Raw genomic sequence first — 15,025 nt, 5'->3', positions numbered from 1 at the left:
CCGGACCTGGATGTGCTCGGACACGTGATGACGGTGGGCTCGCTTGAGCTGATTCCCGTGGGCGTCGGGCGACAGGGTCGCTAGAAGACGGGGATGATGTCCTCCGGGTCGATGAAGTCCACGGGGACTCCTTCCAGGTCCAGCTCGGGAATGGCAGGAAAGGCGATTCCCCACCGTTCGACGATGGCTCGGACGCGGGCCATCGCCACTCGCCAGTTCTCCGCCTGCTCCTCGTACGACAGCACCCCCAGCCCCGCCTGCCGCGCATGATTCATGAGGACGCGATGGTTGGGCAGGAAGTAAGGGGGAAGCTCCCAGAAGCCCTCCGGCGGCTCCCAAAGGATCATGCTGAGAAAGACGAAACCGGCCCGCAGTTGCCGGGTGATCAACGTACGGGTCGCGTCGGTGAGGCCGGGCCATTCGGTTTCGAGAATGGTCATGCAGATCTGCAGATGGCGTGACTCGTCGCGGCCGATCCGCTGGAACATCTCGCCGAACACGGGGTGCCCGGTGCCCGACGCCATGCCTCTGAACAGGGTGGAGGCGGCCATCTCTCCCATCATGAAGCTGGTGAAGAGAACGGGCAGCGAATACCTGCCCACGGCCGAGGTGTAGCCGGTCCAGTAGCGGCCGCCGTTGTGGTAGAGCCAGCCGATGTTGTTGTGCGCGGCCGCTTCGAGGTCGTCCGCCGGTGTCCAGTCGAGCGGGCCGCCCGGCCAGAGTTTGGCGATCGTACGCTGGCAGCATTCCTCGTGGTTCATCTCGTCGCGGGTGATCGAGAAGAAGCACTTCCTGACCGGATCCTCTTCGTGTTTCTCGAAGGCCTGGATGGTGGCGCGGGCGAACACCGCGGGCCCCGAGGCGTCGAAGTTCGCCAGGACCGCGAACCAGTACATGATGCCCAGGCGCTGCTCCCGCGTGAAGTCGTCGGGATTGAGGCCGTCCCAGGGCAGGTCGGCCGGGTTCCAGACCACGCGCTTGGATTTCTCGTATATGGCGGCGAGCTTCTCGGTCTCCACGCGCCATTCCATGGGATAGATATTCGGCTGCGGGATTTCCGGCGCCGGCCAGAATCCGCCTTCCGGGATCGTGAGGTCAGCCATGAGTGTGACACCTCCTCTCCCATCCTGCGGCGCGGCGTCACGGCTTTCAAGTACGGGCGCGCTGGGTGACGGCCACGCAGACCAGCACGGCCACGGCCGCGATCACGGTCGCCGGGCCGAAGCGCTCGCCCATCAGGAACCAGGCCCACAGGAGGGTCAGGAGCGGCTGGGTGAGCTGGGTCTGGCCGGCTCTGGCGATGCCGCCTCTGGCCAGGCCGGCGTACCAGGGGATGAAGCCGAGGAACATCGAGATCGCCGCCACGTACGCGAGCCCGGCGACGGCCTCGGGGGTGATCATGATCGGGGTGGTGAGAGCCAGGACCGCCGTCACGGGAGCCGTCACCGGAAGAGAGAACACGAGGACGTGGGAGATGACCTGCCAGCCAGGGGTCTGCCTGGTCAGGCGCGCGCCTTCGGTGTAGCCGACGGCCGCTGACAGCAGGGCCGCGACCAGGAGCAGGTCGGGCCAGGACGCGCTGCCCTGACCCTGGATGAGGGTGAAGGCCGTGATGGCGACCGCGCCGGCCGCGCAGGCGGCCCAGAACAGCGGGCGGGGACGTTCCGAGGCTCTCAGTACGGCGCAGGCGGCCGTGGCGGCCGGGAGCAGGCCGATGACGACGGCGGAGTGGGCGGTGCCGGCGCCGAGAGCCAGGGCCAGGCCGCTGAAGACGGGGAAGCCGAAGACGACGCCGCCGGAGATCAGCGCGTACGAGGGCCAGTCGGCTCTGCGTGGCAGGAGTGGACGGCCGCCGGCCCGCAGGCAGACCAGGGCCAGCACGCCTGCCAGAGCGGCCCGGCCCACCGCGACGAGCCAGGGGTCGAAGCCTCGCATCGCGTAGACGGTGGCGGGGAAGGAGCCGGAGAACGCCAGCACGCCCAGGAAGGCCAGGGCCGTCCCCCGGCGACGATCACGCCCACGGTCATGGCCCCGGTGGTCCCGCCCATGGTTCGGGTCCAGGTTTCGCCCATGGTCCCGGTCCCGCCCCTGGTCCTGGTCCTGGTCCTGGTCCCGCTCATGGTCACGATCCCGGTCACGGGAGTGGCGCTGGGAACGAGGCTTCCGCTGGGGCATGCGTTGAGGCTGGGGCTGGGAACGGGGTCCCGGCTGGGGACGGGGTTCCGGCCGGAGCTCGCGTTGGGACTGGGAACGGGGGCCCGGCTGGGGTCCGGGCTGCGCCTGCGGCTGAGGACGGGGCTCCGTCTGCGGTTCGCGCTGGGGCTGCGGCCGGGTGTGCGGCTTGAGCTGGGGCTCGGATTCGCTGTCGCGATGGGAGGCGGGCGGGGAGTCGGGCTGGTGGTGGGAGTCGGGTCCGGGGAGCGCTACTGCGCCGGTGTCGATAGCGCTATCATCCGATCTCATGAACAACGATAGCAGTATCGCCCAGATCGCCGCGATACTGCGCGAAGAGGCCGAGCGTCTCGGGCCGGGCGCGCGGTTGCCGTCCAGCCGGGAGATCATGCGCCGGCACAACGTCAGCCCCGTCACCGTCTCCAGGGCGATCGGGCAGCTCGCCGCCGAAGGGCGGGTGGTGACGCGGCCGGGCAGCGGCGCCTTCGTGGCTCAGCCTGTGCATCCGACACGGGACGCGGCCGACCTGTCCTGGCAGACCGTCGCGCTGGGCGATCGGGTGGTGGACGACGGGCCGATCACGGCCCTGCTGGGGACGGCCCCCGAGGGGGTGGTGCCGCTGACGGGCGGCTATCTGCGCCCTGGGCTGAGGCCGGACGAGCAACTGGCGGCCGCGGCGGCGCGGGCCGTACGCAGGCCGGGCGCCTGGGCCAGACCGCCGCTGACGGGGCTGCCGGAGCTGCGGCGCTGGTTCGCCACGCAGGCGGGCGGCGACGTGACGGCGGCCGACGCCTTGATCGTGAGCGGCGGGCAGGCGGCGCTCACGAACGCGTTCAGGGCGCTGGCGGCTCCCGGTACGCCCATCCTCGTCGAGACGCCCACCTATCCGGGGGCGCTGGCCGCGGCCAAGGCGGCGGGGCTGCGGGCCATGGCGGTGCCGATGGACCGGGACGGCGTGCGGCCCGAGCTGCTGGCCGAGGCGTTCGCCATGACAGGGGCACGGGTGTTCTTCTGCCAGCCCACCCTGCACAACCCGACCGGCGCCACCCTGCCCGTCGAACGCCGCGAGCAGGTGCTGCAGGTGGCGCGGGCGGCGGGCGCGTTCGTGGTGGAGGACGACTACGCCCGCTATCTGACTGGGCAGGCGCCCCCGTCGCTGGCGTCGATGGACCGCGACGGCACCGTGGTGCACATCGGCTCGCTGACCAAGATCCTCGCGCCGAGCCTGCGGGTGGCGGCCGTGATCGCCCGGGGGCCCGCCGCGCACCGGCTGCGCGCCGCTCAGCTCGTGGAGTCGTTCTTCGTGGCGCGGCCGTTGCAGGAGACGGCGCTGGAGTTCGTGGGGTCGCCGGCCTGGCGGCGGCACCTCGCGGCCGTGCACGCCGAGATCATGATCCGCCGGGACGCGCTCGCGGCGGCGCTCGCCGAGCACATGCCCACCGCCGAGCCGCATCTGCTGCCGATCGGCGGCATGCATCTGTGGGTACGGCTGCCCGCCGACGTCGACGAGGGCGCCCTGGTGGAGACGGCCAGGCAGAACGGCGTGCTGGTGAGCCCCGGCAGGATGTACTACCCGTCGGAGCCGCCGGGGCCGCGCATCCGGGTCACGCACATGGCCGCCGCCCACCTCGCGGAGCTGCGCGAAGGGGTCAGGCGGCTGGCCGAGGCCCTGATGATCACCGGCGAGCGAGCCGCCCCATAGGTCCAGGTCAGGTCCAGGTGCGGATGGGGATCCGGAGGTCCGGGATCCAGGATCCGGGTGCGGGGTTCGAGTGCGGGCGCAGGCCAAGGTACGGGTTCAGGAACGGGTCCGGGCTCAGTGGATCAGCCCAGTAGAGTGACGGCATGCCGTTGCCCACGGAGCTCGTACGAGACTTCGTGAACACCTTCGACGTCGAAGCCCAGGCGGACGAGCTGTCCTCCCCCGCCGACCTGGCCCTGTGGCTGCGCGAGCGCGGCCTGACGGGCCCGCGTGACCGCGCCTCCGACGACGACCTGCACACCGCCCACGCCCTGCGTGAGGCCCTCAGAGCGGCGCTCGGACGAGGCCCGGCCCAGCACGAGCGCCCGACCGAGCAAGAGCGCCCGGCCGAGCAAGAGCGCCCGGCCGAGCAAAGGCGAGCGACCGAGCAAAGGCGGACAGCCGAGCAAAGGCGGGCAGCCGAACGACAGCGACTGGCCGAACTGCCCCCGCTGCCCCTCCTCGTCACCCTCGGACCCGACGGAGGAGCGCGGCTGATCCCAGCGGACGGCGGCGTGGCAGGCGGGCTGGCACGCATCGCCGCGGCGGTCGTGGCCGCGTCGTGGGACCGGCTCAAGGTGTGCGCGGAGGAGACCTGTCAGTGGGCGTTCATCGACTCGTCGAAGAACCGTTCCCGCTCGTGGTGTTCGATGCGGGTATGCGGCAACCGCACCAAGACGCGGGCTTACCGGGCGAGGAAGCGGGGTTCGCGTCGTCTCCAAGGCTCAAACACCGATACGGTGTAACTCGTGCCTTGTGGCATGGACGGCAGGCGAAGGAGCGGGCCGAGATGGCAGACGTAGGCGTCCGGGCGGCCCGGCGCGAGGATGTTCTCCAGGTTGCGAACACTCAGATCCGCGCCTGGCGCTACGGCTATCGGGACTTCCTCCCGGAGGGCCCACTCGAGCAGATGACCGGCGCGGCGGCGGAGAAGATGTGGCTGCGCCAGTGGGACGAGGCGATCGCCGCCCCGCCCTCCCCCATGCATCGGGTGCTGGTGGCGGTGGAGACGATCCTCGACACCGAGGGCTTTCCCGCGCTGGGCGCGGGCGGCGCGGGAGCCGCCCTCGTGACCCCGCGCGGCGGTGAGCGCGTGGTGGGCCTGGCCTCCCACGCCCCCGCGGAGGACCCCGACCTCGACCCCGGGGTGGCGGCCGAGATGCTGACGTTGCTGGTCGACCCGGACTTCGTCCGCAGGGGCCATGGCAGCCGGCTGCTCAACGCCACGGTCGACTATCTTCGTGACGACGGGTTCCGGCAGATCGTCACCTGGGTGTTCGCCGACAACTACGCGGTGCTCGGCTTCCTGGAGTCGGCCGGCTGGGGTGAGGACATGGCCGAGCGCGTCCTCGACATGGGCCGTCCGATCCGGATGGTCAGGCTCACCACCGACATCAGCTAGAGGTAGAAGCAGCACATGGCAACGCCCTCCCAATGGATCGCCGGCGCCCGCCCACGCACCCTTCCCAACGCCGTCGTGCCCGTCATGGTCGGCACCGGCGTCGCGATCGGCGAAGGCGGCTTCGTGTGGTGGCGGGCGGTGCTGGCCCTGTTCGTGGCGCTGTCGCTGCAGATCGGCGTCAACTACGCCAACGACTACAGCGACGGCGTGCGCGGCACCGACGACCAGCGGGTAGGGCCGATGCGGCTGGTGGGCTCGCGGGCGGCCACCCCGCGCGAGGTGCTGACGGCAGCGCTGGGCTGTTTCGCGCTCGCGGCGGTGCTGGGGCTCGTCCTGGTCGTCGTCACGCAGGCTTGGTGGGTGCTGCTGGTGGGCGCCGCGGCGATCGCCGCCGCCTGGTTCTACACCGGCGGCAAGCACCCGTACGGCTACCGCGGCCTCGGCGAGGTGGCCGTGTTCGTCTTCTTCGGCATCGTCCCCGTGATGGGCACGGCCTACGTGCAGACGGAGCACCTGAGCTGGGCGGCGCTGATCGCCTCGATCCCGGTGGGGCTGCTGTCGTGCTCGATGCTCGTGGTCAACAACCTGCGCGACGTCGGCACCGACGGGCAGGCGGGCAAGCGCACGCTGGCGGTGCTGCTGGGCGCCGAACGCACCCGTACGCTCTACGTGGCCTGCCAGGTCGTGCCGTTCGTCGTGGCGCTGGCGATGATCCCCATCACACCCTGGGCGGCCCTGGTGCTGCTCGCGGCGCCACTGGCGGTCTCCCCCATCAGAGCGGTGCTGAGCAAGGCGGTGGGTCCCGCCCTGATCGCGGTGCTGCAGCAGACGGGCAAACTGCAGATGGCGTACGGGCTCCTCTTCGCCGTGGGCCTGGCGATCATCTTCTAGCCGTCTTCTACAGTGGGACGGTGAAGGATTTCATCGCCGGTCTGCCCAAGTGCGAGCTGCACCTGCACATCGAGGGCACGCTGGAGCCCGAGCTCAAGTTCGAACTGGCCGCCCGCAACGGGCTGGAGCTGCCGTACGCGACCGTCGAGGAGATGCGGGCCGCCTACACCTTCGACAGCCTGTCCTCCTTCCTGACGATCTACTACGAGGGCATGCGGGTGCTGCGCACCGAGCCCGACTTCTACGACCTGGCGATGGCCTACCTGCGTAGGGCCGCCGAGCAGAACGTCCGCTATGCGGAGATCTTCTTCGACCCTCAGGCGCACACCTCGCGCGGCGTGCCGTTCGACGTGGTGATCAGAGGGCTGCGGCGGGCGCTGCTGGACGCGCACGCCCAGCTCGGCGTGCGAGCCCAGCTCATCATGTGCTTCCTGCGGGACTTCCAGGCCGAGTACGCGATGGCGACGCTGCTGGAGTCGCTGCCGTACAAGGAGTGGATCGTCGGCGTCGGGCTCGACTCCGACGAGAAGGGCAACCCGCCGGCCAAGTTCGCGGCGGTCTACGAGCGGGCCAGGCAGGAGGGTTACCTGCTGACCATGCACTGCGACGTGGACCAGGACGACGCGATCGAGCACATCCGCCAGGCCGTCGAGGAGATCGGCGTCGACCGGATCGACCACGGCGTCAACATCCTCGAAGATCAGCGGCTGGTGGAGGTGGTGCTGGCCCGCGGCACAGGGCTGACCTGCTGCCCGGTGTCCAACGGCTACGTCACCGACTCGATGAAGGCCGAGGGCATCCGCAAGCTGATGGACCTGGGCGTGCGGGTGACGGTCAACTCCGACGATCCGGCCTACTTCGCCGCGTACGTACAGGAGAACATCGAGGCCCTGCACGACGCCCTCCAGCTCAGCCGCGAGGAGCTGGCGCGACTGCAGCGCAACGCCTTCGAGATCACCTGGCTGCCGCGCCACGTCAAGGACGCCTACCTGACAGAGATCGACGCCTACCTCTCGTGAGCGTCCCGCCGAACCGCTAGCCTGGAGGTCTCGAAGGCAAGGCCCCAGTGACTTCCGACGCAGCGATCGCGAGGGATCGTGGCAGATCGGCCCAGGGTGTCCACGGACATCGAGGAGTTCGAGCGGGCACTCGCTGAGTGCGTCGCCATCGCCGGACGGGCGATGCCCGGCCCCACCGCGCCCGCCTCCACCACGCCCGGCCCAGCGAGCGCCGGCTCGACGATGCCCGGGGCACCGATGCTGAGCATCGTGCTGTGCTCCGGTGACGGGCCGCGGACCGCGGCCACCTCCCACGCGCGGGCCAGGCTGTTCGACGACCTGCAGACGGCCGTCGGGCAGGGGCCCGTCCTCGACACGATCGACAGTGGGCGGTCCGTGACGACCCGCGACCTGGCCGCCGACTCGCGCTGGCCGAAGTTCGCGCAGCAGGCGCCGGAGATCCGCACGGTGCACTGTGAGCCGCTGGAGTCGGAGGGGGCGCTGCTCGGCGCGTTCACGCTCTACTCAGGAGACGACGGCCCGCCCGATGCCGTCACCCAGCTGAACGCCCGAGGACCCGCCGCCGAACCGGACGTCGCCGGGTTCGCCGCCACGAGGCTCGCCATGCGGGTCAGCGCCGCCCACGTCGGCGTCCTATACCGTACGGCGCTGGAAGCGGCCAGGATGCGCGAGGTGGCCGACCAGCTCAAGGAGGCGCTCACCACCCGCGCGATCATCGACCAGGCCCTCGGCATCGTCATGGCGCAGCGCCGGTGCACCGCGCAGCACGCGTTCGAGCTGCTGCGTCACGTCTCGCAGGACAGGAACGTCAAGCTGCACCAGCTCGCCGCCTCCATCGTGGAGCAGGTGAGCGGCGAGCCGGCCCGGCGTTCCCGCTTCGAGGAGCCGCCCCAGCACGTCACCGGCCGCCCCGTCCGCGGCCGCTGAGGCCGGCGCCGGGCACCGGCATCACGCGAGCGCCCATGCGCCGTGCAAACCGCCCGAGCGGCTAAGGCCGACGGCGCATCACCACGCGCGGCGCGATCTCGATGCCGAGCTCCCGTTCGTGCTCGACCAGCGCCCGCAGTTGCGGCCCCCACTCGGCCTCGGGCACCGGGGTGAAGCCGTGGCGCGCGTACCAGGGCGCGTTCCACGGCACGTCCCGGTACGTCGTCAGCGTCACGCCGGGCGCGCCGGCCGCCCGCGCGTGGTCGACGACGGCCGTCACCAGCCGCCCGCCGATGCCCTGACGCATGCGCTCGGGACGCACGGCGAGCTGATCGAGATGGAGACTCCCGTCGACCCATCCGACCAGCGCGAACCCATCGGGCGGCTCCCCCTCGACCAGGACGGCGCCGGGGCCGGCGGCCTCCTCGATCATGGTGGTGCCGGGCGGGAAGACGATGCCCACCTGCTCGAACAGCCGGTCGGCGGCCAGCTCTATGGAGACCAGCCCGGGAAGTTCGTCCGCTCGCGCCCATCGCACCATGGCGACACGATCTCATTGTTCTGGCCGAGCTCGCCGCTCATATTAGGGTTGAAGATCGTAGGCCTGGCTGTGCGGAGCCGGGACCCTCTCCTCACGACGTGCCCACGGCCGAGTACGGTCGTGGGCACGTCGTGTGTACGTCCATGGAACCCGTCAGAGGTCGAGCAGCGGCTCAAGGCCGATGGTCAGGCCGGGCAGCTCGCGCACCCTGCGCACGCCGAGCAGCACCCCCGGCGTGAACGCCGACCGGCTCATCGTGTCGTGCCTGATGGTGAGGATCTCGCCGTCGCCGCCGAGCAGCACCTCCTGGTGCGCGATCAGCCCCGACAGCCGCACCGCGTGCACGTGCACGCCGCCGACGTCGGCCCCGCGCGCACCGTCGAGGGCGGTGCTGGTCGCGTCGGGCATCGCGCCGGTCCCGGCCTTGGCCCGGGCCTCGGAGATCAGCTCGGCCGTACGCCGGGCCGTGCCGGAGGGCGCGTCGGCCTTGTTGGGATGGTGCAGCTCGACGATCTCGGCCGACTCGAAGTAGCGGGCCGCCTGCGCGGCGAAGTGCATCATGAGCACGGCGGCGATGCCGAAGTTGGGGGCGATGAGGCAGTTGGTGCCGGAGCTCGCGGCCAGCCAGCCGCGCACGGTCTCCAGCCGGCCCTCGTCGAACCCGGTCGTGCCCACCACGGGGTGGACGCCGTGGCCGATCGCCCATTCGAGGTTGCCCATGACCACGTCGGGATGGGTGAAGTCGACCACCACCTCGGCGCCCTGGAGCCCCTCGATGGAGTCGTCCTTGTCGAGCGCGGCCACCAACTCCATGTCGGTGGCCGCCTCGACCGCCTTGCACACCTCGACGCCCACACGCCCCTGGGCGCCGAGCACACCTACCCTGATCACAGGGCGAGCCTATCCCAATCGGCGCGAACGCCCGATCAGGCGATGGCGTCGGAGAAGTCCTTGTCGCCGTACGGGCCGATCACGGCCAGCGTGAGCGGCCGGTTGAGCACGTCGCGGGCGACCTCGGAGATCTCCTCCGGGGTGACGGACTCGATGCGGGCCAGCACTTCGTCGACCGACATCAGCTCGTCGTAGACCAGCTCGTTCTTGCCGATGCGCGACATGCGCGAGCCGGTGTCCTCGAGGCCGAGCACGAGCCCGCCGCGCATCTGGCCCTTGCCGCGCATGATCTCGTCGGCGGTGATGCCCTCGGTGACCACCCTGGACACCTCGTCCCGGCAGATCTTGAGCACGTCGTCGATCTTCGACGGCAGGCAGCCCACGTAGATGCCGAACTGGCCGGTGTCGGCGTAGGCCGAGGTGTAGCTGTAGGCCGAGTAGGCCAGGCCGCGCTTCTCCCGGATCTCCTGGAAGAGCCGGGACGACATGCCGCCGCCGAGCGCCGCGTTGAGCACGCCCAGCGCGAAACGGCGGTCGTCGGTGCGGGACAGGCCGGTCGTGCCGAGCACCAGGTTGGCCTGCTCGGTGGGCCGGTCGAGCACCGCGAGGCCGGAGCCCGACGCGGCGCCGGGCCCGCTGGTGCGCGGCGGCGCGAACTCGGCGGGGCCGGTCAGCGCCCCCGCCCGCTCGTAGGCCCTGGCCACCAGCTCGACGACCTCTTCGTGCCGGATGTTGCCCGCGACGGACACCACGGTGCAACGGGGCCGGTAGTAGCGGTGGTAGTACTCGGAGATCCGCTCGCGGCCGAGGGCGTTGATCGAGTCGACCGTGCCCAGGATGGGCCGGCCGATCGGCGAGTCGCCGTAGAGCGCGGCGGCGAACTGCTCGTGCACCACGTCGGAGGGATCGTCGTCGTGCATGGCGATCTCTTCGAGGATCACGCCCCGCTCGGACTCGACGTCCTCGGCGGTCACCAGCGAGCTGGTCACCACGTCGGCGAGCACGTCGACCGCGACCGGCAGGTCCTCGTCGAGGACCCGCGCGTAGTAGCAGGTGTACTCCTTCGCGGTGAAGGCGTTGATCTCACCGCCGATGCCCTCGATGCTGGCCGAGATCTCCATCGCGTCACGCGTCGGCGTGCCCTTGAACAGCAGGTGTTCGAGGAAGTGCGTGGCCCCCATGTGCTCGGGGGCCTCGTCACGCGAGCCGATGCCGACCCACATGCCGACCGCGACGCTGCGCACGGTCGGCATGGTCTCGGTCACCACGCGCAGCCCACCCGGGAGGACGGTGCGCCTCACCACCCCGGCTCCGTCCTTGCCGGGGTGGAGCGTGGTCGTCGTCACGAGTTCCGGTCGTCTCCATCGGAGCGGGTGTTGCGCACGCGGGTGCGGGTGCGCCGGGGCCGCTCGGACCGCTCCTCGGCGGCCGGGGCCGCGTCGGACGGGGCCGGAGCGTCGGAGGCGTCGCCGTCGGCGCCCCTGGCCTCCTTCTCGGCGGCCTCCTTCTCGATGACCTCGACCGGCACCAGGGAGAGCTTGCCCCGGCCGTCGATCTCGGCGATCTCGACCTGGATCTTCTCGCCGACGCCCATGACGTCCTCGACGTTCTCGATCCGCTTGCCGCCGTGCAGCTTGCGGATCTGCGAGACGTGCAGCAGGCCGTCCTTGCCGGGCATGAGCGAGATGAACGCGCCGAACGCGGCGATCTTCACGACCGTGCCCAGGTAGCGCTCGCCGACCTCCGGCATGTGCGGGTTGGCGATCGCGTTGATCGCCGAACGGGCGGCCTCGGCGGCGGGCCCGTCGGTGGCGCCGATGTAGATCGTGCCGTCGTCCTCGATGGTGATCTCGGCGCCCGTGTCGTCCTGGATCTGGTTGATCATCTTGCCCTTCGGGCCGATGACCTCGCCGATCTTGTCGACCGGGACCTTGATGGTGATGATGCGCGGCGCGGTCGGGTTCATCTCCGCCGGGGAGTCGATCGCCTCCTGCATCACGTCGAGGATCGCCAGGCGGGCGCCCTTGGCCTGCTTGAGCGCGCCGGCCAGCACGCTGGCGGGGATGCCGTCGAGCTTGGTGTCGAGCTGCAGGGCGGTGATGACGTCCTTGGTGCCGGCGACCTTGAAGTCCATGTCGCCCATGGCGTCCTCGGCGCCGAGGATGTCGGTCAGCGTGACGTACTCGTCACCCTCGCCGATCAGGCCCATCGCGATGCCCGCGACCATCTCCTTGAGCGGCACACCGGCGTCGAGCAGCGCCATGGTGGAGGCGCAGACCGAGCCCATCGAGGTGGAGCCGTTGGAGCCGAGCGCCTCGGAGACCTGCCGGATGGCGTAGGGGAACTCCTCGCGCGTGGGCAGCACCGGGATCAGCGCCCGCTCGGCCAGCGCGCCGTGACCGATCTCGCGGCGCTTGGGCGAGCCCACCCGGCCGGTCTCGCCGGTGGAGTAGGGCGGGAAGTTGTAGTTGTGCATGTAGCGCTTGGTCCGCTCGGGGTTGAGCGTGTCGATGACCTGCTCCATGCGCAGCATGTTGAGGGTGGTGATGCCCATGATCTGGGTCTCACCGCGCTCGAACAGGGCCGAGCCGTGCACCCGGGGCACCACGTGGACCTCGGCCGACAGGGCGCGGATGTCCTTGGTGCCGCGGCCGTCGATGCGGATGCCCTCCTTGACGACCCGCTCGCGCATGAGCTTCTTCATCACCGAGCGGAAGGCGCCGGAGATCTCCTTCTCGCGGCCCTCGAACTCGGGCAGGAGCTTCTCGGCGGCCAGCGCCTTGACCTTGTCGAGCTCGTTCTCGCGCTCCTGCTTGCCGGCGATGGTCAGCGCGGCGGCCAGCTCGGTCTTGATCGCGGCTTCGACGGCGTTGAGCACGTCGTCCTGGTATTCCAGGAAGACCGGGTATTCGGCCGTCTCCTTGGCCGCGACCTGCGCGATGCGCGACTGCGCCTCGCAGAGCACCTTGATGAAGGGCTTGGCGGCGTCGAGGCCCTGCGCGACGGTCTCCTCGGTGGGCGCGACCGCGCCCTCGGCGACCAGCTTGAGCGTGTCCTTGGTGGACTCGGCCTCGACCATCATGATCGCGACGTCGCCGTCGTCGAGCACGCGGCCCGCCACGACCATGTCGAACGTGGCCCGCTCCAGCTCGTGGTGCGTCGGGAAGGCCACCCACTGGCCGTCGATCAGCGCGACGCGCACGCCGCCGATCGGGCCGGAGAAGGGCAGGCCGGCCAGCTGCGTCGACAGGGACGCGGCGTTGATCGCGACCACGTCGTAGAGGTGGTCGGGGTTGAGCGCCATGACCGTGGCGACGACCTGGATCTCGTTGCGCAGGCCCTTGACGAACGACGGGCGCAGCGGCCGGTCGATCAGCCGGCAGGTGAGGATGGCGTCCTCGGAGGGACGGCCCTCACGGCGGAAGAACGAGCCGGGGATGCGGCCCGCGGCGTACATGCGCTCTTCGACGTCGACCGTGAGCGGGAAGAAGTCGAACTGTTCCTTCGGTGACTTCGACGCGGTGGTGGCGGACAGCACCATCGTGTCGCTGTCGAGATAGGCGACGGCGGAGCCGGCCGCCTGGCGCGCGAGGCGACCGGTCTCGAACCGGATCGTGCGCGTGCCGAATGAGCCGTTGTCTATGACGGCTTCAGCGGTGTGGACACCCTCCACGGGGGACCTCCTTGTGGTCGGTCTCCCGCGCCCTTTTCTCACCGGCACCCTCGTTAGGTGCAGCGCCGGTCTTCGATCGAAGCGCCCGGTCAAGTGTGTTTGTTACCGGAAGCCACTACCGAGGACCGGCCCGCAGGCGTCGCGGGTCGCATGGTGCTGAGCGGACGCGGGGGCTGTGTGTCTCGGATCTTCAGTTGTACGTCAAGCGCGGGGCGGTTTTCATCTCGCCACGCGTCCTGACCGTATGGGGTCTTACCCCATATGAGAAGGGAGCGGCGCGAACGCCGCTCCCTTTCAGACTATCGGCGCAGGCCGAGCCGCTCGATGAGCGTACGGTAGCGCTGGATGTCGACCTTCTGCAGGTACTTCAGCAGGCGGCGCCGGCGCCCGACGAGCAGCAGCAGACCACGACGGCTGTGGTGGTCGTGCTTGTGCGTCTTCAGGTGCTCGGTCAGCTCGCTGATGCGCTTGCTGAGCAGCGCGATCTGCACCTCGGGCGACCCGGTGTCGCCGTCGGCCGTCGCGTACTCCTCGATGATGGTCTTCTTGGCAGCGGTGTCGAGGGACACGGCTCTCCTTCGATCTACGGACACGCGCGAATGTGATGGAAGCGCGAACGACCGTGCGTGCCTACAGTCGCCGCGTGAAGGCCGTCATGGGCAGCGCGCAGCACCGCCGCTACAGAGCCGACATGCAAGGCTACCACCAAGTGTCCGGTGCTCGGGGCAGCTCGTGGCGCGGCCCCGCGTACGGAGGGCCGGCGCAGGTCAGGGCCTCGGCTCGGATGGGGGCGCGGGTCAGCTCGTCAGGCGGCGGGTGGCCTCCACGTCGGCGTGGATCTGGTCGATCAGCGCCTCGATCGAGTCGAAGCGGGTGTTGCCGCGCAGCCGCGCGGCGAACTCGACGGCCACGTGCACGCCGTAGAGCTCCAGGTCGTCGCGGTCGAGCGCGTACGCCTCCACCGTGCGCGGCACGCCCTCGAACGTCGGGTTGGTGCCGACCGAGATCGCCGCCGGCCAGCGCTCCCCCTCGTAGAGGGCGGGCAGGTTGGCCACCGGGACGCACTCCAGCCAGCCCGCGTAGACCCCGTCGGCCGGGATCGCGGTGTGCTGCGGGGTCTCGACGTTGGCGGTGGGGAAGCCGAGCTGACGCCCGCGCTGGTAGCCGCGGACGACGACGCCCTCCACCCGGTGCGGCCGGCCGAGCTGCCGCGCGGCGGCCTCGACGTCTCCGGTGACGAGCCGCTCGCGGATCGAGGTGGCGGAGACGTCGTCGAGGTGGGGCACGGTCTCAACCTCAAAGTCGTATTTGTCGCCCAGCGTCCTCAATATCTCGACATCGCCGCTCGCGTCCTGGCCGCCGAACGTGAACCGCTCCCCCACCACGACCACCGCCGCCCGCAGCCGCTCGGCCAGAACGCTCTGCGCGAACTCGCCAGGACCCGCGCCCGGCGGACCGGCCCCGAACGGCACCACGTCGACCTCGTCGAAACCCAGCCCGGTGAGCAGCTCCGCCCTGCGCCGCGGGCCGGTCAGCACCTGCGGTCGCGCCCCGGGCCGTACGGCCTCGTCGGGACGCTCGAAGACGACGGCCACGGCGCGCAGCCCGCGCTCACGGGCGACGGCGACGGCCCGCTCGGCCACCCGACGGTGCCCGCGGTGAACCCCGTCGAACACGCCGATGGTGACGACAGACCTCTCCGAACCCTGCACGCCCCGGCCCCATTCGCTCGTTCCCGCATCAACGCGTACAAGCCTGCCATGCGCGT

The 15,025-nt window shown here is 70.6% G+C and carries 14 protein-coding genes; 6 read left to right on the top strand and 8 right to left on the bottom strand.

From position 1 onward, the window contains the following. Positions 1-80: 80 nt before the first annotated feature. On the bottom strand, positions 81-1,031 hold the full coding sequence (locus B0I32_RS04525) for a hypothetical protein (protein WP_245955578.1): 951 nt from the start codon (positions 1,029-1,031) through the stop codon (positions 81-83). 118 nt (positions 1,032-1,149) lie between these two features. Then, the gene (locus B0I32_RS04520) at positions 1,150-1,977 is read right to left on the bottom strand and encodes a DMT family transporter (protein WP_106235203.1); all 828 of its coding nucleotides are present in this window, start codon (positions 1,975-1,977) and stop codon (positions 1,150-1,152) included. A 484-nt stretch (positions 1,978-2,461) separates the two neighbouring features. On the opposite strand from B0I32_RS04520, the gene B0I32_RS04510 reads away from it, so the two are divergent. The 6 genes from B0I32_RS04510 to B0I32_RS04485 all read left to right on the top strand — a co-directional run bounded on the left by B0I32_RS04510 (position 2,462) and on the right by B0I32_RS04485 (position 8,152). After that, on the top strand, positions 2,462-3,874 hold the full coding sequence (locus tag B0I32_RS04510) for an aminotransferase-like domain-containing protein (protein WP_106235200.1): 1,413 nt from the start codon (positions 2,462-2,464) through the stop codon (positions 3,872-3,874). Positions 3,875-4,017: 143 nt separating this feature from the next. Further along, complete coding sequence (locus B0I32_RS04505) at positions 4,018-4,659, top strand: CGNR zinc finger domain-containing protein (protein WP_106235198.1); 642 nt, start codon at positions 4,018-4,020, stop codon at positions 4,657-4,659. A gap of 44 nt (positions 4,660-4,703) precedes the next feature. Further along, positions 4,704-5,315 (top strand): GNAT family N-acetyltransferase, encoded by a 612-nt coding sequence (locus tag B0I32_RS04500; RefSeq protein WP_181307001.1) that lies wholly within the window; start codon positions 4,704-4,706, stop codon positions 5,313-5,315. A gap of 15 nt (positions 5,316-5,330) precedes the next feature. After that, positions 5,331-6,206 (top strand): 1,4-dihydroxy-2-naphthoate polyprenyltransferase, encoded by an 876-nt coding sequence (locus B0I32_RS04495; RefSeq protein WP_106235196.1) that lies wholly within the window; start codon positions 5,331-5,333, stop codon positions 6,204-6,206. Positions 6,207-6,226: 20 nt separating this feature from the next. Further along, positions 6,227-7,225, top strand: a complete 999-nt coding sequence (locus B0I32_RS04490; protein WP_106235194.1) for an adenosine deaminase — start codon at positions 6,227-6,229, stop codon at positions 7,223-7,225. 78 nt (positions 7,226-7,303) lie between these two features. Continuing rightward, on the top strand, positions 7,304-8,152 hold the full coding sequence (locus B0I32_RS04485; protein WP_181306999.1) for a GAF and ANTAR domain-containing protein: 849 nt from the start codon (positions 7,304-7,306) through the stop codon (positions 8,150-8,152). 61 nt (positions 8,153-8,213) lie between these two features. On the opposite strand, the gene B0I32_RS04480 is transcribed toward B0I32_RS04485, so the two are convergent. The 6 genes from B0I32_RS04480 to B0I32_RS04455 form a co-directional block, all read right to left on the bottom strand. Then, entirely contained in the window at positions 8,214-8,693 is a 480-nt protein-coding gene (locus tag B0I32_RS04480; protein WP_106235189.1) for a GNAT family N-acetyltransferase, read from the bottom strand. A gap of 153 nt (positions 8,694-8,846) precedes the next feature. After that, entirely contained in the window at positions 8,847-9,584 is a 738-nt protein-coding gene (gene dapB, locus B0I32_RS04475; RefSeq protein WP_106235187.1) for a 4-hydroxy-tetrahydrodipicolinate reductase, read from the bottom strand. A gap of 35 nt (positions 9,585-9,619) precedes the next feature. Then, positions 9,620-10,930: a M16 family metallopeptidase gene (locus tag B0I32_RS04470; protein WP_106235185.1), complete on the bottom strand. Its 1,311-nt coding sequence runs from the start codon at positions 10,928-10,930 to the stop codon at positions 9,620-9,622. Next, positions 10,927-13,257, bottom strand: coding sequence for a polyribonucleotide nucleotidyltransferase (locus B0I32_RS04465; protein WP_106235183.1), 2,331 nt, complete (start codon positions 13,255-13,257; stop codon positions 10,927-10,929). The genes B0I32_RS04470 and B0I32_RS04465 overlap by 4 nt, the downstream gene beginning before the upstream one ends. Before the next feature lie 299 nt (positions 13,258-13,556). Next, positions 13,557-13,826, bottom strand: coding sequence for a 30S ribosomal protein S15 (gene rpsO, locus B0I32_RS04460; RefSeq protein WP_106235181.1), 270 nt, complete (start codon positions 13,824-13,826; stop codon positions 13,557-13,559). Positions 13,827-14,054: 228 nt separating this feature from the next. Next, positions 14,055-14,969, bottom strand: coding sequence for a bifunctional riboflavin kinase/FAD synthetase (locus B0I32_RS04455; RefSeq protein ID WP_245955576.1), 915 nt, complete (start codon positions 14,967-14,969; stop codon positions 14,055-14,057). Positions 14,970-15,025: the final 56 nt, after the last annotated feature.

It is taken from the genome of Nonomuraea fuscirosea (assembly GCF_003001935.1).
In the GTDB taxonomy this organism is placed as follows: domain Bacteria; phylum Actinomycetota; class Actinomycetes; order Streptosporangiales; family Streptosporangiaceae; genus Nonomuraea; species Nonomuraea fuscirosea.
This window is presented reverse-complemented; position numbering and strand designations above follow the sequence as displayed.